General features: G+C 63.6%; 17 protein-coding genes. 4 read left to right on the top strand and 13 right to left on the bottom strand.

The window, feature by feature from the left end:
- The first annotated feature begins 164 nt into the window (after positions 1 to 164).
- Positions 165 to 473, top strand: a complete 309-nt coding sequence (locus ACSQ2A_RS03835; protein ID WP_436071139.1) for a hypothetical protein — start codon at positions 165 to 167, stop codon at positions 471 to 473.
- 16 nt (positions 474 to 489) lie between these two features.
- On the opposite strand, the gene ACSQ2A_RS03830 is transcribed toward ACSQ2A_RS03835, so the two are convergent.
- The 10 genes from ACSQ2A_RS03830 to ACSQ2A_RS03785 form a co-directional block, all read right to left on the bottom strand.
- Positions 490 to 2,091, bottom strand: a complete 1,602-nt coding sequence (locus tag ACSQ2A_RS03830; protein WP_436071138.1) for a GMC family oxidoreductase — start codon at positions 2,089 to 2,091, stop codon at positions 490 to 492.
- Positions 2,081 to 3,604 carry an FGGY-family carbohydrate kinase gene (locus ACSQ2A_RS03825; protein ID WP_436071137.1) on the bottom strand — a complete coding sequence of 508 codons (1,524 nt, stop codon included), beginning with the start codon at positions 3,602 to 3,604 and terminating at the stop codon, positions 2,081 to 2,083. Before ACSQ2A_RS03825 ends, ACSQ2A_RS03830 begins: the two co-directional genes overlap by 11 nt.
- Complete coding sequence (locus tag ACSQ2A_RS03820) at positions 3,597 to 4,436, bottom strand: class I fructose-bisphosphate aldolase (RefSeq protein ID WP_436071136.1); 840 nt, start codon at positions 4,434 to 4,436, stop codon at positions 3,597 to 3,599. The genes ACSQ2A_RS03825 and ACSQ2A_RS03820 overlap by 8 nt, the downstream gene beginning before the upstream one ends.
- Positions 4,427 to 6,157, bottom strand: coding sequence for a glycerol-3-phosphate dehydrogenase/oxidase (locus tag ACSQ2A_RS03815; RefSeq protein WP_436071135.1), 1,731 nt, complete (start codon positions 6,155 to 6,157; stop codon positions 4,427 to 4,429). The genes ACSQ2A_RS03820 and ACSQ2A_RS03815 overlap by 10 nt, the downstream gene beginning before the upstream one ends.
- A gap of 57 nt (positions 6,158 to 6,214) precedes the next feature.
- Positions 6,215 to 7,210 carry an aldo/keto reductase gene (locus ACSQ2A_RS03810; RefSeq protein WP_436071134.1) on the bottom strand — a complete coding sequence of 332 codons (996 nt, stop codon included), beginning with the start codon at positions 7,208 to 7,210 and terminating at the stop codon, positions 6,215 to 6,217.
- Positions 7,200 to 8,177 (bottom strand): sugar-binding transcriptional regulator, encoded by a 978-nt coding sequence (locus ACSQ2A_RS03805; protein ID WP_436071133.1) that lies wholly within the window; start codon positions 8,175 to 8,177, stop codon positions 7,200 to 7,202. Before ACSQ2A_RS03805 ends, ACSQ2A_RS03810 begins: the two co-directional genes overlap by 11 nt.
- 27 nt (positions 8,178 to 8,204) lie before the next feature.
- Complete coding sequence (locus ACSQ2A_RS03800) at positions 8,205 to 9,128, bottom strand: ABC transporter permease (RefSeq protein ID WP_035081953.1); 924 nt, start codon at positions 9,126 to 9,128, stop codon at positions 8,205 to 8,207.
- A gap of 77 nt (positions 9,129 to 9,205) precedes the next feature.
- Complete coding sequence (locus ACSQ2A_RS03795; protein ID WP_436071132.1) at positions 9,206 to 10,732, bottom strand: sugar ABC transporter ATP-binding protein; 1,527 nt, start codon at positions 10,730 to 10,732, stop codon at positions 9,206 to 9,208.
- Between the two features lie 75 nt (positions 10,733 to 10,807).
- Entirely contained in the window at positions 10,808 to 11,824 is a 1,017-nt protein-coding gene (locus ACSQ2A_RS03790) for a substrate-binding domain-containing protein (protein WP_295410469.1), read from the bottom strand.
- A gap of 228 nt (positions 11,825 to 12,052) precedes the next feature.
- Positions 12,053 to 12,934: a LysR family transcriptional regulator gene (locus tag ACSQ2A_RS03785; protein ID WP_436071131.1), complete on the bottom strand. Its 882-nt coding sequence runs from the start codon at positions 12,932 to 12,934 to the stop codon at positions 12,053 to 12,055.
- Between the two features lie 93 nt (positions 12,935 to 13,027).
- Here ACSQ2A_RS03785 and ACSQ2A_RS03780 point away from each other — a divergent pair, with 93 nt between their 5' ends.
- The gene (locus tag ACSQ2A_RS03780; protein ID WP_436071130.1) at positions 13,028 to 14,524 is read left to right on the top strand and encodes a CoA-acylating methylmalonate-semialdehyde dehydrogenase; all 1,497 of its coding nucleotides are present in this window, start codon (positions 13,028 to 13,030) and stop codon (positions 14,522 to 14,524) included.
- 142 nt (positions 14,525 to 14,666) lie between these two features.
- Positions 14,667 to 15,584, top strand: a complete 918-nt coding sequence (locus ACSQ2A_RS03775; RefSeq protein WP_436071129.1) for a phosphotriesterase family protein — start codon at positions 14,667 to 14,669, stop codon at positions 15,582 to 15,584.
- On the opposite strand, the gene ACSQ2A_RS03770 is transcribed toward ACSQ2A_RS03775, so the two are convergent.
- Positions 15,573 to 17,078, bottom strand: coding sequence for a pyridoxal phosphate-dependent decarboxylase family protein (locus ACSQ2A_RS03770; RefSeq protein ID WP_436071128.1), 1,506 nt, complete (start codon positions 17,076 to 17,078; stop codon positions 15,573 to 15,575). The genes ACSQ2A_RS03775 and ACSQ2A_RS03770 overlap by 12 nt on opposite strands.
- Before the next feature lie 11 nt (positions 17,079 to 17,089).
- Positions 17,090 to 18,178, bottom strand: coding sequence for a PLP-dependent cysteine synthase family protein (locus tag ACSQ2A_RS03765; RefSeq protein WP_436071127.1), 1,089 nt, complete (start codon positions 18,176 to 18,178; stop codon positions 17,090 to 17,092).
- A gap of 122 nt (positions 18,179 to 18,300) precedes the next feature.
- Here ACSQ2A_RS03765 and ACSQ2A_RS03760 point away from each other — a divergent pair, with 122 nt between their 5' ends.
- Complete coding sequence (locus tag ACSQ2A_RS03760) at positions 18,301 to 20,319, top strand: transcriptional regulator (protein WP_436071126.1); 2,019 nt, start codon at positions 18,301 to 18,303, stop codon at positions 20,317 to 20,319.
- A gap of 50 nt (positions 20,320 to 20,369) precedes the next feature.
- On the opposite strand, the gene ACSQ2A_RS03755 is transcribed toward ACSQ2A_RS03760, so the two are convergent.
- Positions 20,370 to 21,947 (bottom strand): MDR family MFS transporter, encoded by a 1,578-nt coding sequence (locus ACSQ2A_RS03755; protein ID WP_436071125.1) that lies wholly within the window; start codon positions 21,945 to 21,947, stop codon positions 20,370 to 20,372.
- Positions 21,948 to 22,021: the final 74 nt, after the last annotated feature.

The following is a 22,021-nucleotide window of genomic DNA, read 5'->3' as shown; positions in this document are numbered from 1 at the left end:
TAAGGGAAGTCATTCTCCTTTTGTTCGCAAGCACTCCGCGGGCACCGCCCCATCACAATCGCGACCGGTGCCTCTCAGATGATCCCGGCTGGTGCGGTCGTCCGGTCTCGCACAGCAACGGTATCGATCGTCACTCGTTCTTCCCGGCAAATAGGAGGACCGTCATGAATACTGCCAACCTTCAAATCGAGGGCCTGCTCATGGCCATTGCCGGATTGAACCAGCTGCTGGTCGCCAAGGGGATCGCCAGCGTCGAGGAGATCGACAAATCCCTCGCCCGGTCAGAACAGGGTGTTCTCGGCGATGACCGCGTGGTTGAAGATCTCTCGCCGGCCAATCGCGACGCTATCGCTTTCCCCATTCGGCTGTTGCGGCTGGCCAATAATATGGGCGACGGGGCCGGCACGGCATCTTTTGCAGAATTGGCCCGCATGGTCGGAGAGACCAAGGGCAAGGACAACGATCAGCTATAGGCCTCTGCGGCGGGACCTACCGACCGGCTCTCAACAAGTCCGCAGCTTTCTCGGCGATCATGATGACGGGGCTGGCGGTATTGCCGGAGACGATGTGGGGCATGATGGACGCGTCGATGATGCGCAGGCCCTCGCAGCCATTGAGGCGCAGGTCGGGGGTGACCACGGCTTCGGCGTCGACGCCCATGCGGCAGGTTCCGACGGGGTGGAAGATGGTGGTGGCAATATCGCCGATGCTGTGGAGCAAGTCGGCTTCACTGTCGACCTTTGGACCGGGCAGGATTTCTTCTGGGCGATAACGCTGGAGCGCTCTGGCCGTCATGATGCGGCGGGCCTGCTGCACCGAGCGGACGGCGACCTGGCGGTCGTGGTCGGCAGAGAGGTAGTTCGGGCGGATGTCAGGCTGGATCTTTGTTTCCGTGCTCGTGATGTGCACGCTGCCGGTGCTGTGCGGGCGCAGGTTGCAGACCGAGACCGTGATGGCCGGAAAGTCATGCAGAGGTTCGCCCAGGCGGTTCGTTGAGAGCGGTTGGACGTGATATTCGAGATCGGGTGTTTCGAGCGACGCGTCGGACTTGGTGAACATGCCGAACTGGCTCGGTGCCATGGACATGGGACCGCTGCGCATCAGGGCGTATTGGAGCCCGATCTGCGCTTTGCCCAGGGGGCTATGGAAGAGCGTATTGAGGGTACGAGCGCCGGTAACGCGATAAACGGTGCGGATCTGCAGATGGTCTTGCAGGTTTTCGCCCACGCCGTTCATGGCGTGTTGCACGGGAATGCCGTGGGACTGCAGGACGTCCGGTCTGCCGATGCCGGAGAGTTCGAGCAGTTTTGGGGAATTGATGGCGCCGGCGGCGAGGAGGACTTCACGCCCTGCCCTAGCCTCGCGGAGCTGCCCGCCCTGGCGGAAGCGAACGCCGACAATGCGGCGACCTTCGAGGATCAACGACTGAGTTTCGGCCTTGGTGATGAGGCGAAGATTGGGGCGTTTCAAAGCCGGGCGCAGAAAGCCGCGTGCGGTGTTCCAGCGGCGGCCACCGGCCTGATTGACCTCGAACAGGCCCGAGCCCTCGTTGTTGCCGTCGTTGAAATCGGCGCGTGGCAGGATGCCGAATTCTTCGGCGCCCTTTTGCACGGCTTCGAGAATGTCCCAGCGCAGGCGCTGGCGCGACACCTTCCATTCGCCGCCGGAGCCGTGGAGGTCGCTCTCACCGCCATGGTGGTCTTCGGACTTGCGGAAATAGGGCAAGACATCGTCCCAGCCCCAGCCGACATTGCCGGCCTGGCGCCAGCGGTCATAGTCCGCCGCCTGGCCGCGCATGTAGATCATGCCATTGACCGAGGTGCAGCCGCCCAGAACCTTGCCGCGCGGATAGACCAGCGAGCGGCCATTGAGGCCGGGCTCGGAGGCGGTTTTCATCATCCAGTCGGTGCGCGGATTGCCGATGCAATAGAGGTAGCCCACGGGGATATTGACCCAGTGGTAGTTGTCGCTGCCGCCGGCTTCCAGAAGGAGGACGCGGTTGCGCGGGTCTTCCGTCAGGCGGTTGGCGAGCACGCAGCCCGCCGTACCCGCGCCGACGATGATGTAGTCATATTGGCCGTCAATCTGCATGCGGGGGCTCCGCGGCCGCAAGGGCTCGCCACGCGGTCTGGCTGGCCGCATTAAGCGCGGTCCAGGCCTCGTAGCGCCTGTTGTAGTGGCGGCGCATTTGGGACTGCGGCTGATAGGTTTTTACCGGCCGGGTCATTTCGGCAGCGGCGGCGATTTCGTCGGGATAGATGCCGACGCCGATGGCGGCCATCATGGCGGCGCCGAGCGCGCCGGTTTCGCGGGCTTCCGCCACGGTGACGGGAACGCCGAGGCCATCGGCGAACATTTGCGGCCAATGGGGCGAGCGGGCGCCGCCGCCCGAGAGCACGGCTTGCGAGAGGCCGACCCCGGCATCGGCGAGGACACCGATATGGCGGCGGTGTTCGAACATGACCCCCTCGAAGAGCGCGCGCAGCATATGGCCTTCGCCATGCCAGCCGGCAAGGCCGAAGAAGCCGCCGCGATAATGCGCGCCGAGCCGGCCGCCATAGATGAAGGGCTGGAACAGCGGATCATCGGGCGAAGGCGTCGTCTCGCCGACGAGCGCATTGACGACACCAAACGGGTCGTCGTGATGGTGACCGCGTTCGATGAGGGTGCGGACATACCATTCGAGATTGGCGGCCGAGGTGGCGCTATTTTCCATATTGGCATAGCGCGAGGGGCCATAGGTGGCGACCATGAAGACGCGGTCGTCGTGCACCGGGGTATCGGAGAAGACCTGGTTGATTGACCAGCTTCCGGCAACGACCGAGGCGGAGCCAGGCAAAGCGGCGCCTGAACCCATGGCGGAGGCGACGACGTCGAAGAGACCGGCGACAACAGGCGTTCCGGCGGCAAGGCCGGTCGCAGCGGCGGCATCAGCAGTTACCGTGCCGACGATGGCGCTTGGCTGGTGTAGCGCGGGGAGAAGGTGGCGGGCGTCTTCGAGGCCATAGAGACGAAGGAGCTCGTCGTCATATTCGGCCTCGGGCAGACGCAGGAGACCGGCGCCGGACATGTCGGAAATGTCGGTCGCGAGGGTGCCGGTGAGGTGCCACGTGAGCACGTCCTTGGCATAGAGCAAGGTGCCAGCCTGGGCGTAGATTTCGGGGCGGTTCTGCTTGAGCCAGGCGAGAAGCATCGGGGTCTGCGAGGGCCAGGGGCGCTGCAAGCAGATGGCGTGGAGTGCGGCGCCGACGGCCTCGTCGGTGGCTGCGGCGAGCGCAGCGGCGCGACTATCGAGCGACTGGATGCCCAGAAGCGGCTGGTTGGCGCGGTCGAGGAGGTAGAGACCATTGCCGTGGCCGGCCGTGCCGATGGCGGCGATCTCGGTGGGGTCGATCCCGGCGGTTTCGATGCAGCGGGCGATGGCGATCTGGGCATTGGCCCAGAGTTCGCCAACGGAGCGCTCGACCGTGCCGGCGGCGGGCTTATGGGTGGCGCCATCGAGGCCGTGGGCGGCGATCTGGCGGCCGGCGAGGTCGAAGAGCACGGCCTTGATAACAGTATTTCCGGCGTCGAGGCCGAGGAGGTAGCGTTGCGGATTAGCCATTGTACACGTCCCAGGCTTGCTCGCCGCTGGCGCCCTGATGAATGATCGCCATCAGGGCGGATACGACCGCGCGCGGATTGGCATGTTGATAGATATTGCGCCCATAGACCATGCCCTTGGCGCCCTGCCCCATCAAGCGGGCTGATTTGGCGAGCACGGCCTTGAGGTCTTCCTTGCCCCCGCCGCGCACCAGAACCGGCACGCGGGCGGCTTCGACGACCCGGTGGAAATCGTCGGGATTGTCGGTGGGGTCGGCCTTGATGATATCGGCGCCCATTTCGGCGGCGAGGCGCACCAGGGTGACAATCTTTTCGGCATCGCCATCGACCTGATAGCCGCCCCTTATGTCATTGGGGAGCATGACCAGGGGTTCGATCATCAGGGGCATGCCGTATTTGAGGCAATCGGCCCGCACGCGACTGATATTGGCGACGCATTGGCGGAAAAGCTCGGGCTCGTCGGGCAGCATGAAAAGATTGACCACCACGCAGGCGGCATCCATTTCCAGCGCGCCGATGATGGGCTCGTCGTGGTTCTGCAGCATGGACCACATGACCTTGTGGCGCTGAGCATTGTAGGGATTGCCCATGTCGATGCGCATTACGAGCGCGGGCTTGTCCTTGCCCGGACGCGCTTGCAGCAGGTCGGCCTGGCCATAGGCCATCTGAATGGCATCGGGCTTCGCATCGACCAGCGCATCGACGACGCCAGCCATGTCTTCGAGGCCGGAGAGGAAGCTTGGTTCGTTGCAGACGCCGTGGTCAATGGCGACGTCGAGGCAGCCGCCATTGGCGAAGAGTCGGTTCATTCGGGCCTTGCTGCTCACGCGCATGGCTGGTTCCTTTCGTCGGTCCTCAGCGCCAGCATTTCTGCGGTGACGCCGTGATAGGTGTGAAGTTCGTTGGCGAGCCGGGCGATCTGCGCGGCGGTTTCGGTGGCGCTCCAGCCGAGTTCGGCGGCGGCAATAGCGGCGATGGCGGCGATGCGGCTGGCCGAGATTGCTCCGGTGATGGCGAGAGGCAGACGGCGAAGCACGAGATCGGCGAGGTCGGCGACGTGTTCGTACCGGGTGAGGAAAACGATCTCGGCTGAGGTCAACGTCGTGCCGGGGTCGAGCGGTTCGTCGTCGGTTCGGGTGCGGCAGAAAACCAGGACCTCTTCAGCGCGGGAGCCGTAGAGGTCGACGAGGCGAGTTGCGCGATCCGTCGTGATACCGTGACGCGATGCCAGGCGCAGGATGAGATCGGCCGGGTTCTTGGGGAAATCTGCGCCGCCGCCGATGGGAAGGGCCAGCGTGTCCGCTAAGCGCTCCTGACCGAGGGCTTCCAGAGCCGCGTCGGCGGTCTGTTCGGCGAAGGCACGGAACGTGGTCCACTTGCCGCCGACCATGCAGAATTGCGGTACGTCACCATCGATACGGTGGACGAAATGACCGCGCGAGATGCGGCCGGTGAATTGCTGATCACTGCGTGGCAGCGGGCGGATGCCGCTGAAGCTGAAGACGACTTGTTCGGATGTGATCGTCAGCGCCGGGAAAACGCCGCGCAGGGCGCCGATGATGTAGTCGCGCTCTTCGTCCGAGCAGGCGACGCGCTCGGCACTTTCGACGCGGATGTCGGTGGCGCCCGCAAGCACGCGGCCAAGATAGGGAAAGACGATGCAGACACGGCCATCGTCGTTCTCGAAGAAGATCATGTGCCCACCCAACGCTTCGTAAAGCGCCGGGTTGTCGAGCACGATATGAGAGCCCTTGGTGCCCGAGACGAAGTGTTCGTGGTCTTTTTCAGCGGCGCCGAGAGCAACGAGTGACTCGTCGAGCCAGGCGCCTGTCGCGTTGACCATGGCACGGGCGGAAACGGGGAAGCGGCGATTGGTCAGCTTGTCGAGAAGCACATGGCCGCCGTTTTCGGGCACCAGTTCGGCATAGTTGAGCGCCAGGCTGTTTGGCGCGAGGCGCTTGGTATCGAGCACGAGTTCGAGGGCCAGGCGTTCGGGGTAACTGATCCAGGCGTCGTAATAGGTGGCAGAATAGGTGAGGCGAGGCGTGAGCTTGGGCCAGGTCTTGAATGTTTCGGCAGCGGTGCGGAAACTGTGCGGCGGCAGGACGCGGCGATTGCGGGTGGTCCAATCATAAAGCCAGAGGCCGATCTTGATCGGCACGGCACCACGCGGAGCGGGTCGGCCGGAAAAACCCAGGAAACTCGCCGCGCCATTGAGGAGGCCGGAAAAGAGCGAGGTGATCGGCACGGTTGTCGGCAGCGGACGCACCATGTGGGGAGCGTTGGCGAGGAGCGCATCGCGCTCGCGGAGCGATTCGCGGACGAGGGAAAATTCGCCGTTTTCGAGATAGCGGAGGCCGCCATGGATCATGCGCGAGGGGGCGGCGCTGCAGCCGGAGGCAAAGTCGTTGCGCTCGACAAGGAGCACGCGCAGGCCTTGCAGGGCCAGCTCGCGATAAACGCCGATACCGTTGATGCCACCACCCACGACGATGACGTCGAAGGAGCCATCGGTACCGATCTGTTCGAAACTGTCGCGTCGTTGCTGAGACAATAGAGTACCCCTCGCTGTCTCGCGACAGCGTTGAAAAATTCGGTTCTTCGGGTTCGATCAGGCGGCGAGCTGGACGAGTTGCCTTGTGACGGCCTCGCTGATGATGGTGATTTCGTCCGGGCTCAGGTCAATTTCGGCGGCCCCGGCATTTTCGCGCGCCTGGCTGACATTGCGCGCACCGCACAAGGCGAAGGTGATGCCCGGCTGCCTGATGGTCCAGGCGATGACGACTTGCGACGGCGTCGCGGCATGAGCGGCGGCGATAGGGGCGATGTCGGCCATCAGCCGTCCGACCTTTTCGCGATTGCCGAGGGAAAAGTGCGGATCGGTGCGGCGCTGGTCGTCGCCCGAAAACTCGCGATCGGGCCCGACCTTGCCGGTGAGTAGGCCACGGGAGAGCGAGGAATAGCTGAGGACCGAGACGCTGTTCTGTCGACAGAGCGGCAGCAGCGTACTCTCGAGACCGCGGCGGGCCATGGAATATTCCTCCTGGATCGCATCGAGCAAACCGGTAGCGATATAGGCCTTGAGATCGGCTTCCGAGACATTGCTGGCGCCGATGGAGCCGATTTTGCCCTGCCGCTTGAGCTCGACAAGGGCGTCCATGGTTTCGGCGATTGGGGTCGTCGGGTCCTGCCAATGGGTGATGTAGTGATCGATGTGATCGGTGCCGAGGCGACGGAGGCTCTGTTCCACCTCGTAGAAAATGGCGTCGCGGCCGAGATAGCGGTGCACGGGCTTGCCGTCATAATCGAAGAAATGATGGCCCTTGGTGGTGTGCCAGACGAGGCCGCACTTGGTGGCGAGCACGACCTTATCGCGGCGGCCCTTGATGGCGCGGCCGACCAGTTCTTCGGCAAGGCCCTGGCCATAGGCGGGGGCGGTGTCGATCAGGGTTATGCCGGCATCAATGGACGCCTGGATAGCAGCGATGGATTCGGATTCTTCCGTGCCGCCCCACATCCAGCCGCCAATGGCCCAGGTGCCAAGGCCGATGGCCGAAGCTTTTATGCCGGAGGCGCCGATCTCTCGCTTGTTCGCATCAGGCGACATTCTGCTTACTTTCCATCTTGTCGAGTACGCCGGCCGCGGTTTCTTCGTCGAGCACGAGCGAATTGAGATAGTGACCGCGGAGGGCCGCGCGGATCGGCAGCACTTTTTCGGCGCCGGCCGCGACGCCGATGACCTTTGGGCAGCCGGCGAGATCGGCGGGCGACAGGGCCACGAGGCGCGAATTGAGGGCGTAGTCGGCGACTTCGCCGTTTTCGCCGATCAGATGGGCCAGGAATTCGGCGACGACACCGCTCTTGGTCAGGCGTTCGCGGTCGGCCGTGGAGTCGGGATGAAGGTCGTAGTAGCTCGACCCCGGCGTCTGGATGGAGCCGATGCCGACGAGGGCAATGGCGGCCTTGCGGGCGAGCTGGAAGGCTTCCTTGACCGAGCCCAGTTCCATCAGCATGTCGCGCTGCTCGATGCTTTCGGCAAAGAGCGGTGCATGAACCAGGTGGGTGCTGCCACCCAGCCGTTCGGCCAGGCGCGAGGCGAGGTGATTGACGTCGGTATAGTATTTGCCCTGCACGCCGCCGGTGAGCGGCACGACGGTGACATCAAAGGTGCGTTCGGGATCGAGATTGTCGACCACGGCACTCACCGCCTTGCCGCCGGTGATGGCGATGACGTCGCCGTCGCGCAGCGATTCCAGCAATTGATTGGCGGCGGCACGGCCGACCTGTTTCAGGGTCGTATCGAGATTGCCCGAGACCGTGGGCGTGACCACGGCATTGGCGAGGCCGGCGGCCTGGACCAGCAGGCGTTCGATTTCGACGAGCCGCTGGAACGGCGACTCGATCTCGATCCGCACCATGCCCTGCTTGCGCCCCTGGGCGATCAGCCGGTTGACCTTGGAGGTCGACAGGTTCAGCGCTTCGGCAATGTCGGACTGCTTGTGGCCTTCGAGGAAGTGCATCACGAGCACGGTGTAGATCTGGCGCGTTGCTTCGAAGTCGCTGTTTTCGGTCATCTCGTCACCCAGTCGCCTGAACATGGATCACCTGCGCCGCTTGCTGAGATAGTGGTCGATGGTCACGGCAGCGAGCAGGATCGATCCTCGGATAATGTCCTGCCAGTAGACGGATACGTCGAGCAAGGCGAGCGAGCTCGAAACCACCGAAAGGAGGATCGTTCCGAGGATGGCGCCGAAAATGGTGCCCGAACCGCCCGAAAGGCTCGCCCCGCCGATCACCGCCGCGGCGATGACGTTGAGCTCCATGCCAACGCCGAAGGTGGGCTGGGCCGAACCGAAGCGCGCCATATAGATGACCCCGGCAAAGCCGCAGAGGGCCGAGCAGAGCGTCGTTGTGAGGAAGATCACCTTCTTGGTGCGGATGCCGGAATAGGCGGCCGCCTTCTCGTTGCTGCCGGTGTAAAAAACCTTCCGGAACATGGTGGTGCGGCGCAGCATGAAGTCGAAGGCGACGACCACCACCACGAAAATCACGATGACGACTGGAATAACGCCGATCGAACCCTGCCCGATGAATTTGAACTCCGGCGGCAACGTGAAGAGGCCGAGCGGACGTCCACCAGTGCCGAGGAGACAGGCGCCGCGGGCAATCACCATGGCGGCGAGCGACACGATGAAATGGTGCAAACCGACCTTGGTGACGAAGAAGCCCATGAGCGCGCCGATGGCGGTGCAGGCGAGAATGGCGATCAGCGAGGCCGTCCAGGGATCGACACCGTTGAGGAACAGCAGGCCTGCGATGACCATGGCCAACGCAGTGACCGAACCGACCGAAAGGTCAATGCCGCCGGAGATGAGCAGGATGGTCATGCCGACCACCACGATGCCTTCCACGGCGAAGGCCATGGCCATGGCCCGCATGTTTTCCCAGGTGAGGAAATAGGGCGAGGCGAACGACATCGCAGCGAAGAGCGCCAGGATGATCAGGATCAGCCCGATTTCGCGCATGCCGGCTAGGCGCTTCCAGCCGGAGCCGGATGTATTGCCGGGTGATTTGCCGGCCTGGGCCTCAACAATCTGAGTGGTCATGGTCTTGCTCCCCCGGCCCGCGCCCGTTCGGCGTCTATTGAGGCCAGATACATGATGTTCTGTTCGGTCATGGCGTCGCCCGAGACCACGCCGTTGATGCGGCCCTCGCGCACCACGAGGACGCGATCGCACACGCCGATCAATTCGGGCAGTTCGGACGAGATGACCACGATACCGACCCCGGCATTGGCGAGGTCGCGCAGTATGCGGTGAATTTCGAGCTTGGCGCCGACATCGACGCCGCGGGTTGGCTCATCGAGGAAGATCACTTTCGGATTGACCGAGAGCATCTTGGCGATAGCCACCTTCTGCTGATTGCCGCCGGACAGGGCGGAAACCGGCTGGCCGACATGGCCGCATTTGAGATTGAGGCGGCGGCCGAGATCGGAGGCCTGAAGGTTTTCGCGGCGCTGATCGATGATACCGCCCTTGCTGACAAGGCCAAGGCGCAGAGCCGAGACATTGGCGGCAATGGACATATCGAGGAAAAGGCCGTCGCCCTTGCGGTCTTCAGAGAGATAGACCAGCCCTTCCCTGATGCTCTGCTGGTAGCGTTTTGCGGTGAGCGTCTCGCCTTGCAGGCGCACTGTGCCGGTGGCGGTTTCGTCGATGCGGCAGATGCCCTTGACGATTTCGCTGCGGCCGGCACCGATCAGGCCGCCGAGACCGAGAATTTCACCGCGACGAAGGGTGAAGCTGACTTCAGAAAAGAGACCTGGGCTCGACAGATTTTCGACTTCGAGAATGGCGGGCGCGGCAGCGCCGTCGCCCTGAAATTTTGCGGGATAGCGGTTATCCACCACGCGGCCGACCATGGCATTGACGATGTCGGTGGGCGTGGTTTCGGCCACATTGTGGGTGACGACATATTGCCCATCGCGGAACACCGAGACCCGGTCGCAATGACCAAAGATTTCGGCCATGCGGTGGGAGATATAGATGATGGCGATGCCCTGCTCTGCCAGGCGATGCATGATGGCGAAAAGGACGGTGGCTTCCTTTTCGGTGAGGGCGGCCGTTGGCTCGTCGAGGATCAGCACGCGGCAATCGAGTGTCAGCGCCTTGGCGATTTCCACCAGCTGCTGCTGGGAAATCGACAGGCTGCGCACGAGCGTGGAAGGGTCAATGTCGCCGAGGCCGGACAGGATTTCAGCGGCGCGGCGATGGAGGCCCGCATAGTCGACGAGGAGCGATCGGCTCGCATTGGTCGCGGCCATGAAGATGTTTTCGGCGACGGTGATGTCAGGACAGAGCGCGATTTCCTGATGCACGAGGCCGATGCCGAGGCGCTGGGCGGCCGCGGGCGAGGATATGCGCACCGGGCGGCCATCGAGGCTGATCTCGCCACTGTCGGGCTGCAGAATGCCATCGATGATGTTCATCAGTGTCGACTTGCCGGCGCCGTTCTCCCCAGCCAGCGCATGGATTTCTCCGCGCCGCAGCTCGAACTGCACATCGCGCAGGGCCTGGATTGCACCAAAGGCCTTGCTGAGATGGCTCACCTGGAGAATGACATCGGACATGGTCGTCACTCGCGTTGCACCTGGTGCCCGCGCCGAACCGAGATGGTCCGGCGCAAGCAGTTCGTCGGGAAACGATCAGTTGGGATCGCGGCCTTCCATGTAGACGCCGAGGTCGAAGGAGTCGGCGTTTTCCTTGGTGATCACGGCGAAGCCGTTGTCCACGAAGGGGATCTGCATGGGGTTGTAGCCGGAGACCTTGTAGTCGTTGAACGGGTCGAACATGTCGGAATGGGCCGCCATGAAGGTGGCAACGAAACCCATGAAACCCTGAATGCCCTGGTTGGGATTGAGAGCCATGTGGATGTTGCCGGCCTTGATGTGTTCGAGCGTGGTCGGGGTGACGTCGGCATGCATGATGAGCACGTCGGCCTTGGCTTCGAGAACCGCGGCGACGGCGCCTTCTGCGGAGCCCGCTTCGGGGATCCACATGGCGTCGAGCTCGGGGTTGGCCTGGAGAATGGACGCGGTCGCGCGGTAGGCCGCGTTGCTATCCTGGTTGGTGGCCTGGCGGCCGACCAGTTCCATGTTCGGATAGTTCTCTTCCATATAGGAGATGAGGGCGGTCACGCGCAGGTCGTGATTGCTCTGGCCGGGGTTTTCGAGCACGGCATATTGGCCGGCATCGCCCACCTGCTTGACGATTTCGTCGGCGGCGAACTTGGCTTCGGCGACATTGTCCGAGGTGACATAGGCAGTGCGGTTTGAATTGGGCGAGTCAGCCGCGAAGGTCGCAACTTCGACGCCGCCGTCAATGGCGCGGTTGATCGGCTCGATGAACGGATCCGACTGCATGGGATGCAGCAGAATGCCCGCCGGCTTCTTGATCAGGTCCTGCTCGAAGGAAGCGATCTGCTTGGCGATGTCATAATCGGGCGTGCCGGAAAACACCGTTTCGCAACCCATAGCCTCGGCGGCCTGCTTGAAGCCCTGGTAGACCGGCACCCAATAGGGGTGGGCCGAAACCATCACGTTCATGACGTAGGTTTCACCCGGCTCACACTGGAAACCAGCCTGGGCATAGCCCGTCCCTGCCCCGCCAAGGCTCACGCCGACCAGCAAAGCTGCGCTCAGCGCGCTCTTGTTCATACGCATTCGATCTCCTCCTCAGGATCATCGCCGACCTCCCGTCAGCAATTTTTCCCATGCGTTGATATTTGTTCCAACGCCCTATCGATAGCGGAGGCTTTCGGCCGCCGTCAAGCACTTTGCACTATTTTTCTTTATATGAAATTTATTTCATACGAGGGCGTGCGAACGCGGCGAGAGGAGTGGTGGGCAACGGCGAGCTTGGGCACTTTTGGCCGCCGGCCGCGCGCTGATTCAGGGCGTGAAAATCGCTCGATCGCGAGCGACGAGTTCGGCCAGGAACTCCGAGACGATGGCGACACGGCGGGAACCGCGCAGGTCTTCGTGCCAGACTGTCCAATAGGATCGCGTGAGCGTGTGTTGCGGGAGCACGGCCACGAGGTCGGGCGCGCGGCGGGCCATGAAGGTGTGCAAGATGCCGATGCCTGCGCCGGAACGGACGGCTTCGGTCTGGCCCATGGCCGAGGAGACAGCGATGGTGGTGCGCCATTCCTTGTGGAATTCGGCGGTGTAATCGAGCGAGGCGGAAAAGAGCAGGTCTTCGACGTAGCCGACAAGGCGGTGCTGTTTCAGGTCGTCGAGGCTTTGGGGGCGACCGTGCTTTTCCAGATAGGCCGCGCTCGCGTAAAGGCCGAGGGCGTAGTCGGTGAGTTTTCGGGCAATCAGGCGCCCTTCCCTCGGGCGTTCCATGGTCACGGCGATATCGGCCTCGCGGCGGGAGAGCGAGAAGGCGCGGGGTACGGGAACGAGTTCCACGCGCAGACTGGGATGGCGCTCGGACAGTTCATGGAGACGCGGGGCGAGGAAGGCGACGCCAAAACCATCGGGGGCGCCGATGCGCACCGTGCCTTCGGCGGCGCTATCCGCGCCAGTGAGGCCGCGCGCGGCGAGGCCGGCGCTCTCCATGGCCTCGGCATGGACCAGGAATTTCTCGCCATAGGGGGTCAACTCGGCGCCCTGCGTATGGCGACGGAGGAGGATGCTGCCGAGGTCGGTCTCAAGAGCCGTGAGGCGCCGGGCGACGGTCGCGTGATTGAGGCCGAGGGCTTTTGAGGCGGCCAGAATCTGGCCGTGGCGGACGACGGAGAGAAAGATGCGCACGTCATCCCAGTTCATTGACTACACTTTCTGCACAACGGATGCGGCTTTTTCTGGCGTTGATGTGCGTTGATCATATTGCGAAAGCTACCGCCAACCAAGGAGGTATGCATGCGCAGGATTGGTCATTTCATCGACGGCGTCGAAACAGAGGGCAAAGCCGCAGGTTTCCAGGATGTTTTCAACCCGGCGACCGGCGAAGTGCAGGCGCAGGTGGAGCTGGCAAGTGCTGCAGACCTTGAGGCCGCAGTAGCCTCGGCGGCAGCAGCGCAGCCGAAATGGGCGGCAACCAATCCGCAGCGCCGGGCGCGGGTGTTTTTCAACTTTGTCGGCCTGATCAACAAGCACATGGACGAGCTTGCCGCGCTGCTCTCGAGTGAGCACGGCAAGACCGTGGACGACGCCAAGGGCGATATTCTGCGCGGGCTGGAAGTGGCCGAGTTCGTGGCCGGGGCGCCGCATCTGCTCAAGGGCGAGTTCACCGATGGCGCTGGGCCGGGGATCGACATGTATTCGATGCGCCAGCCGGTGGGTATTGGCGCGGGGATTACCCCGTTCAACTTTCCGGCGATGATTCCGCTGTGGATGCTGTCGCCGGCCATCGCCGCGGGCAATGCCTTTATCCTGAAGCCGTCGGAGCGCGATCCATCGGTGCCGGTGCGGCTGGCACAATTGGCCGTGGAGGCGGGGCTACCCAAGGGCATTCTCAATGTGGTCCACGGGGGCAAGGACGTCGTTGACGGCATTCTCGCCCATGAGAAAATCGAGGCGATCAGCTTTGTCGGGTCGACCCCGATTGCCCGCTATGTCTATGGCACGGCAGCCGCGCAGGGTAAGCGCGTGCAGGCCTTTGGCGGGGCCAAGAACCACATGGTCATCATGCCTGATGCCGATATGGAAAAGGCGGCCGATGCGCTGATCGGGGCAGGATATGGCTCGGCCGGCGAGCGCTGCATGGCGATTTCGGTGGCCGTGCCGGTGGGCGCGGAAACGGCTGATCGGATCGTTGCGGCGCTAAGGCCCCGCGTCGAAAAGCTCAAGGTGGGGCCGGCGAGCGACAAGGCTTCGGAAATGGGGCCGGTGATCACCAAGGCGAGCCAGGAGCGCATCAGGAGCCTGATTTCGAGCGGGGTGGACCAGGGCGCCGAGCTGGTGCTCGATGGGCGCGATTTTTCGCTCCAGGGATATGAGAATGGCTATTTCGTCGGACCGACGCTGTTCGATCGCGTGACGCCGGACATGGACATCTACAAGGAAGAGATTTTTGGGCCGGTACTGAGCGTGGTGCGCAGCAACACCTATGAGCAGGCCCTGCAGCTGGTGATGGACAATCCCTATGGCAATGGGACGGCCATCTTTACCCGCGATGGCGATGCTGCGCGGGATTTTGCGGCGCGGATCAATGTGGGCATGGTGGGCGTCAATGTGCCGGTGCCCGTGCCGCTGGCCTATCACAGTTTTGGCGGCTGGAAGGCCAGCGCCTTCGGCGATCTCAACCAGCACGGCATGGATTCGATCAAGTTCTGGACGCGGACCAAGACGGTCACGGCGCGCTGGCCGAGCGGCATCAAGGACGGCGCGGAATTCCAGATGCCCACCATGGCCTAAGTCGGCCACTCGCATTGCATTTGCGACAGGCGGGCAATTGTGTAGCCTCCGAATACCGTTGCGATGGTATCTTTTGGGCCTTTCGCGGGACGCCAGCGAGGACACTCGCTGGCGGAAAACCCAAGAGAAGGAGGGAGAAGCTATGCGGTACATCTATTCGACTCTGGGCAAGCTGAGTGCAGAACAGCTGGGAATGATCCTCCCGCACGAGCACGTCTTTGTCGATCTCAGGACGCCGGATAAGCCCGGCTACGGTCAGGCCGACACCGCCAGCGTGCTGGCCCTTATGGTGCCGCAAATCGAAGCGATCCAGGCGCTGGGCGTCACGGCTTTGGTCGAATGCTCGACGGGCGGGGTGGGGCGACGAGCCGATCTGGACCTCGCCGTGAGCCTTGCCACTAACTTTCCCATCGTCGTGCCGACAGGAAATTACCGCGAACCCTGGATACCGGCCTGGGTCCACAGTGCTGACGAGGATGAGCTGTTCAATTGGATGCTCGCCGAGCTCACGACCGAAATTGAGCAGACCGGCTTTCGGGCCGGTTGGATCAAGCTTAGCGCTGGCGACGATGGCATAACGCCCCTGGAAGCCCGCATTCTTCGCGCCGCCACGCGGGCGGCCGTGGAAACCGACGCACTGATCGGAAGCCATACCATTCGTGGTTCGGTGGTCATGGACCAGCTCGATATCATCGAGGCGCAAGGCGGCTCGCCCGCGCGCTTCCTTTCTATCCATACCCAGGCCGAGCCCGACTTTGCGCTGCATCGCGCTATCGCCGCGAGAGGTGCGTGGATCGAATACGACAATGTCGGCGCGGTTCCTGTCGCGGAGAGCACCGATCTTATCTTACGCGCGCTGGATGCCGGCCTGGGCGAACAGCTCCTCATTAGTCACGACCGCGGCTGGTATGACCCCGCCCTGCCCAATGGCGGTGTGCCCAAACCCTATACCGTGGTCAGCACCGAGTTGATCCCGCTACTGAGGGCGCGGGGTGTGCCGGAAGACACCATCCTTCAACTGTTCCACCGCAATCCGTTCAGAGCCTTTTCACGTCACTAACTTACTCGTCTGGTGTGAGAGCATTGAGCCCAGGCGCAAGGTCTCGGTGATGAGCAGGTCCAGGTCTTCGTCGCGGGTGCGGTGGTTGCAGATGGCGGCGCGCAGGCAGTGGTGTCCGTCGATGACCGTGTCGGACACGGCTGCAACTCCTGTTTCCTGAAGACGGACCATGATCTCGGTATTCAGCGCCCTGAGCTGCGCCTCGGCCCATCCGGCTGGAGCATAGCGGAAGCAGACAATGTTGAGCTCGGGCTCCACCATGAGTTCGAGGGGTGGGTTGTCGCGTACGAGACGGGCGAGGCGACGGGCCTGAGCCATATTCTGGTCGATGAGCCGCCCGAACTTTGCGATGCCGTGCTCCTTGATGGCCATCCACACCTTCAGCGCGGCAAAGCCGCGGCTCGTCTGAAGGCCATATTCGTGCAGGAACTCGCCCGAAGCCAGTCCGCGCGCCGTGCCTTTGAGATATTCGGGCGACACGGCGAAGGTCTGGCGGTGCAGGGCGCGGTCACGAAACAGGGCACACCCGACCTCGAACGGCGCGTGCAGCCATTTGTGCGGATCGAGCGCTATGGAATCCGCCCGCTCGATGCCTTCGACAAGCCCGGCATATTCATGCGAGATCGCCACCAGCGCACCGATGCAGCCATCGACGTGGAACCACAGCCCTTCCTCGGCCGCCAGATCGGCGAGCGCACGGAGATCGTCGACCGCACCGGTGTTGACGGTGCCGGCGGTGCCGATGATGCAGGCCGGCTTGAGGCCAGCATCCCGATCCTCGCGGATCGCCCTCTTCAGGGCTGGGACGTTAATGTGGAAGCCCTTGTCGGTTTCGATGCGGCGAAGCGCCTTGTTGCCGAGGCCAAGCGTTTCGACCGCCTTGCGGTGACACGAATGCACCTGGTCGGAAGCGTAGAAGCTCAGCGGCCGCGGCAGTGCGGCGACCCCCTCCTCCCGCAGGTCGATGCCCGCCGCGGCATTGCGGGCAACGGTCAGGCCGAGAAGGTTGGCCATCGAACCGCCGCTGGTCAGCGTGCCGCTGCCCGTCTCGGGCAGGCCAACCATATCGCGCAGCCAGCCGATCACCTGCTGGTCGAGAAGCGCGGCGGCGTGGCTGCCACCACCGAGATTGGACCCCTGCACGGCGGCCAGCAAATCGCCCAATGCGCCGGTAAAATTGCCCGCGCCCATATACCACGACCAGAAGCGGGGGTGGATATTGCCCATCGGATAAGCGAGCACGTTGCGCCGGAACTCGGCATAGACATCCTCGAGCGACGTCGAACCCTCGGGCGCCGGCCCGGCAAAGGCCGCCTCGATCTCCTCCGGCATCGGTTGCCAGACCGGCCGGTCGCGAACGCCGCTGACGTGGTCGACGGCATCGTCGACCATGCGGTGAGCCAGGTCTGCCACGACAGACCAATCCTGGGGATCCAGCGTTTCGGTGGTGCCCGCGGCCGAAAGCTCGGCCGCGCGTGTTGCATATCCGGGCATGGCGTCCTCCGTCAGGCCGCGACGAGCTGGAAGCCGGGGGTGGAGAGCGACAGGGCCATTTCTTCCTCGTCCATGTCGGCGGGAATGGTCTCGAACATCGGGGTCGACAGATACCGCTCGCCGGTGTCGGGCAACATGCACAGGATGACGGACCCGACGGGTGCGCTCTCGGCCACCTGCCGGGCGACGCCAAAACTTGCCCCGCCGGAAATGCCAGCAAAGATGCCTTCCTTCTGCGCGAGCGCCTTGGCCCACTCGATCGCTTTTGGCCCGGGAATGGGCAGGACCTGGTCGCAATACCGGCCGTCGATCGCCTCCTGGAGCACGTCCGGAATGAAGTCCGGCGTCCAGCCCTGGATCGGGTGCGGCTCGAAGGCGGGGTGGCTCGCAGCGGGCGCACCACCGGGGCCACGCTGCTGCACATGGCCGCTGCCGACGAGTTGCGCATTGGCCGGTTCGGCAAGCGCGATTTTTGTTTCCGGTCGCTCGCGGCGCAATACGCGCGACACGCCAGCAACGGTGCCGCCAGTGCCGTAGCCCGTCACGAACCAGTCCAGACGCGAGCCGGCAAAGTCGTTGATGATCTCGCGGCCAGTCGTGGCCTCATGAATTGCCGCATTGGCTTTGGTCTCGAACTGTCGGGCCAGGAACCAGCCGTTCTTTTCGGCAAGCTCGACCGCCTTGAGATACATGCCAAAACCTTTCTGCGCACGAGGCGTCAGAACGACCTTGGCGCCCAGCATGCGCATCAGTTTCCGGCGCTCGACCGAGAAGCTGTCGGCCATGGTGACGACCAGTGGGTAGCCCTTCTGGGCGCAGACCATGGCGAGACCGATGCCGGTGTTGCCGCTGGTCGCCTCCACAATCGTCTGGCCGGGCCGCAATGTGCCGTTGCGCTCGGCCTCCTCGATTATGGCGATGGCGAGCCGGTCCTTGACCGAGGAGGCAGGATTGAAGAACTCGGCCTTGACGTAGATTGTCCGGCCGTCGACGCCAAGATTGTTGATACGGATCACGGGCGTGTCGCCTACGGTGTCCACGACGCTGTCGAATAGACGGCCTCGGCCGGCAGTGGTCCTTATCGGTTGTGCAGTGGTCATGTCGTGCTTCCTTCATGCGGAAGGCCGCGCGCAGCGCGGTCTCCTATTAGATTTCGCCAGAACGAAGCCAATGCTAAGGTGAGCCCGCAGGAAATGCCGTGGGAAGCGGCATTGGAGTGCGCATGGAATCGCATGGTTCCAAAGCTGACGGGACGGCAACGGGCACGCAGCTGCGGCTTTTCGGGCCGCTGACGCTTCTGCGCGATGGTGCCGTTGTGCCATTGCCTCCCTCGCGCAAGGTGCGCCTCCTGATCGCTTACCTTTCGCTCTCCGCCCATCCCCTATCCCGCGAGCGCCTTTGCGAGCTCTTCTGGGACGTGCCGAACGACCCGCGGAGCGAATTGCGGTGGTGTCTGAGCAAGCTGCGGGGGCTGCTGGACGAGCCCGGGCGGCTCCGCGTACTTACCGATCAGGGTCGGGTCGCTCTCGACCTCGAAGGATATGAGGTCGACGCGCTGCGGGTTCTCGCAGCGGCCGAGACGAGTATGGCGGCGATTTCTAGCGACGACCTGCAAGCTTTGCTGGCGCTCTTCGGTGGCGACTTTCTCGATGGGATCGCAGCGGAGGGCAGTCCGGACCTGCAGCACTGGCTCGCTGGGCGGCGCAGCGAGTTCCGCTCGTTGAGGACGACGATCATCGCCGAGATCGGGCGACGCTCCCTGCCCGGCACGCCGGAAGGTCTCGTGGCTGCGCGGGACTGGCTGGAGAACGCCCCGCACGATGTCAGTGCCCACCAACGCTTCCTCATGGAGCTGCTGCACCGGCAGATGATCGAGGAGGGCAATCGCCACATTGATGCGGCAGCGCGCACCTTTGCGGCGGAGAATGTGGATTTTGCCCCGGTTCGAGCCGCATGGGCGGCCATGCGGGGGAACGCAGCGCCAGCCTTCGCGACGGTGGTCGAACCCGGACTGCACGGCCCATCGCCGGGCCCGGCGCAACAGGCTCCAACACGGCGAGCCTCGGTCGCCGTCATGCCCTTTACCGAAGGCCGCCGCGGCCAGACCGGTCGTGGCGAACTGGGCAACGCATTGACGCATGACATCATCAGCCAACTCGCCCGGCTGCGCAGCCTGTTCGTGATTGCCCGGGGCTCGGTATTCGCCATTGCGCAAGAGGAACTCGGCCTGCGCGAAATCGGCGCGCGGCTAGCTGTCGACTATGTGGCGACCGGGCACCTGGAGCGCCATGGCGACACGCTGTCGGTGGCAGTGGAGGTCGCTGAAGCGGCGACCTCACATATCCTCTGGACCGATACGCTGGAGGCAGCCGCCATTGCCCGCATGCCGCTGCTCGACGATGTCTGCGACGGCATCGTCTCCTCGATCGCCGCGGAGATCGAGAATGCGGAGCGCAACCGCGCGATGCTGAAGCCCGCTGACTCGCTCGACGCCTGGGAATGCTATCATCGCGGCCTCTGGCATATGTACAATTTCACGGCGGAGGAGAACGCTCGGGCGGCAGACTTTTTCCAGCAGTCGATCCGCCTCGACCCGACCTTCTCACGATCCTGGGCCGGCCTTTCGTTCACGCACTGGCAGAGCGCCTTTCAGCGCTGGGAGGATCGCGATGCCGAGACCCGGCATGCACTGGAGGCGGCAGGACGCAGCCTTTTGGGGGACAGCCAGAACCCCGCCGCCCATTGGGCCATGGGCCGCGCCCTGTGGCTCTCCGGCGATACCGACGAGGCGACGCGGGCTTTGCGGGAATCGATACATCTCAGCCCCAATTTCGCGCTGGGGCACTACGCCATGGCATTTGTCCAATCACAGTCGGGTGACCCTGAAATGGCCATCGCCGCATCCGACCATTCGCGTCTGCTCAGCCCCTGCGACCCGCTGCTCTTCGGGATGCTCGGCTCCCGCGCGCTGGCTCTGGTGCGGCTCGGCCGGTATGAGGAAGCATCGGACTGGAGCCTCAAGGCCGCGGCGCGCCCCAATGCGCATGTGCATATCCTCGCCATCGCCGCCCATTGCCTGGCGCTTGCCGGGCGGCTGGAAGACGCGCGTGCACATGCTGCGCGGATCCGGCAGCAGAGCCCCGGATATGACGTCGAGCATTTTCTCGACACCTTCCGCTTCGATGGCGATGCGCAGGCCGCCTACAGGAGTGCCGCCAGAATGATCGGCCTCGCATCCTGAACGAGCACCACCGCGAGGGCCACTCCGGCTTACCGGGTGGCCCTCGACGTTTAGCGCGTAACGCTGGCCGGGGCGGCAGCGACGGCTGCCAGAGCGGCCTCCTCCGCGTCGATTTCAGCCTTGGGTTCCTGACGCAACGAGTTTGCCAGGGGCAGTTCTTCGACGATGAAGGTCAGGACGAAAGCAACGAAGGCAGCAGCAGCGGCAGCGAAGAAGATCGGGTGCAATGAGGACGCGAAGGCTTCGAGCACCGGGCCACGCAGATTTTCGGGGAGGCTCGCCACCATTGTCGGCGACACACCGTGGGCGGCCTGACCTTCTGGAAGGAGGCTGCCAAGGCGCGACGCAAGGCCAGACGAGAAGATCGCGCCAAACACCGAAATGCCGATGGAGCCGCCGATCTGCCGGAACAGGGTCGTGCCCGCCGTGGCGACGCCGACCAGATTGCGCGGCACGGCATTCTGCGTGGCGGTGACACTGACGCTATTGACCGGGCCGATGCCGACGCCAACGAGGAACATATAGATCGCGATCTGCCAGGACGGCGTATCGAGCTGCATGAAGGCGAGCAGCAGGAGACCGATGGTCAGCACGAAGGTCGAGAGGCGCGGCAGGATGCGGTACTTGCCCATGCGCGTCATGGCAAAGCCCGAGAGCATGGAAGCGCCGATCATGCCGATCATCATGGGGACGAGCTGCATGGCGGAATCGGTGGGCGAAACGCCCTTGGCGAGTTGCAGATACATCGGGATGAAGGTGATCGATCCGAACATGGCGATGCCAACCAGGAAGCCGATGGAATTGAACACGGCAAAGGTGTTGTTGCGGAAGAGGGTCAGCGGCAGCACGGGCTCGGCGGCGCGGCTTTCAACATAGAGGAAGGCGCCGAGCGCCGCGATGGCGAGAACGACGAGGCCGATGATCTCGACGGACATCCAGGCCCAGGTGTTGCCGCCGAGCGAGGTGGCCAGCACGATCGAGGTGAGGCTGGCCGAGAGCAGGACGAAGCCGAGATAGTCAATGCTGTGGGCGACACGTTCGGCACGCGGCTTCAGCACGAAGGTGATGACAGCGAGCGCGACGAGGCCGACCGGCAGGTTGATGAGGAAAATCCACTGCCAGGAGACGTGCTCGACGATGACGCCGCCGAGGAGCGGGCCGGCAATGGTGGACACACCAAAGACGGCGCTGAAAATGCCCTGAATCTTGCCGCGCTGACGCGGCGGAATGACGTCGGCCACCACGGTCATGGCAACGACCATGAGACCGCCACCGCCAAGCCCCTGTACGGCGCGCGCGACGATGAGCATGGTCATGGAGTTGGCCATGGCCGACAGGATGGAGCCGCCGACAAAGATGATGATGGCAGCCTGCAGCACGATCTTGCGGCCGAAAAGATCGCCCAGCTTGCCATAAATGGGCGCGACGACGGTGGAGCTGAGGAGATAGGCGATGACCACCCAGGTCAGGTGGTCGAGGCCGCCGAGCTGGCCGACAATGGTGGGAAGGGCCGCAGAAACGATGGTTTGGCCAAGGGAGGCCAGGAGCAGCGTGACGGCCACGGCGCCGATGATCAGCTTGACGGACTGATCCTGCGGCGCTTCGGCCGGTTGAATGGGTTGTGACATTGGGGCAATCCTCAAAATAGAGAGGACCGGCGCCCGGCGTCGGCCCTTGCGAAATGAATTCTGAAGGCATAAAT

It is taken from the genome of Devosia sp. LjRoot3 (assembly GCF_964252865.1).
In the GTDB taxonomy this organism is placed as follows: Bacteria; Pseudomonadota; Alphaproteobacteria; order Rhizobiales; family Devosiaceae; genus Devosia.
Note: the sequence above shows the minus strand (reverse complement) of the source record. Positions and strands in the feature narration are given on the sequence as shown.

Bases quoted from the DNA above. Each gene is read 5' to 3' on its own strand.
- ACSQ2A_RS03835 (WP_436071139.1), top strand. From the start codon at position 165: ATGAATACTGCCAACCTTCAAATCGAGGGCCTGCTCATGGCCATTGCC.
- ACSQ2A_RS03830 (WP_436071138.1), bottom strand. From the start codon at position 2,091: ATGCAGATTGACGGCCAATATGACTACATCATCGTCGGCGCGGGTACG.
- ACSQ2A_RS03825 (WP_436071137.1), bottom strand. From the start codon at position 3,604: ATGGCTAATCCGCAACGCTACCTCCTCGGCCTCGACGCCGGAAATACT.
- ACSQ2A_RS03820 (WP_436071136.1), bottom strand. From the start codon at position 4,436: ATGCGCGTGAGCAGCAAGGCCCGAATGAACCGACTCTTCGCCAATGGC.
- ACSQ2A_RS03810 (WP_436071134.1), bottom strand. From the start codon at position 7,210: ATGTCGCCTGATGCGAACAAGCGAGAGATCGGCGCCTCCGGCATAAAA.
- ACSQ2A_RS03805 (WP_436071133.1), bottom strand. From the start codon at position 8,177: ATGACCGAAAACAGCGACTTCGAAGCAACGCGCCAGATCTACACCGTG.
- ACSQ2A_RS03800 (WP_035081953.1), bottom strand. From the start codon at position 9,128: ATGCGCGAAATCGGGCTGATCCTGATCATCCTGGCGCTCTTCGCTGCG.
- ACSQ2A_RS03795 (WP_436071132.1), bottom strand. From the start codon at position 10,732: ATGTCCGATGTCATTCTCCAGGTGAGCCATCTCAGCAAGGCCTTTGGT.
- ACSQ2A_RS03790 (WP_295410469.1), bottom strand. From the start codon at position 11,824: ATGCGTATGAACAAGAGCGCGCTGAGCGCAGCTTTGCTGGTCGGCGTG.
- ACSQ2A_RS03785 (WP_436071131.1), bottom strand. From the start codon at position 12,934: ATGAACTGGGATGACGTGCGCATCTTTCTCTCCGTCGTCCGCCACGGC.
- ACSQ2A_RS03780 (WP_436071130.1), top strand. From the start codon at position 13,028: ATGCGCAGGATTGGTCATTTCATCGACGGCGTCGAAACAGAGGGCAAA.
- ACSQ2A_RS03775 (WP_436071129.1), top strand. From the start codon at position 14,667: ATGCGGTACATCTATTCGACTCTGGGCAAGCTGAGTGCAGAACAGCTG.
- ACSQ2A_RS03770 (WP_436071128.1), bottom strand. From the start codon at position 17,078: ATGCCCGGATATGCAACACGCGCGGCCGAGCTTTCGGCCGCGGGCACC.
- ACSQ2A_RS03765 (WP_436071127.1), bottom strand. From the start codon at position 18,178: ATGACCACTGCACAACCGATAAGGACCACTGCCGGCCGAGGCCGTCTA.
- ACSQ2A_RS03760 (WP_436071126.1), top strand. From the start codon at position 18,301: ATGGAATCGCATGGTTCCAAAGCTGACGGGACGGCAACGGGCACGCAG.
- ACSQ2A_RS03755 (WP_436071125.1), bottom strand. From the start codon at position 21,947: ATGTCACAACCCATTCAACCGGCCGAAGCGCCGCAGGATCAGTCCGTC.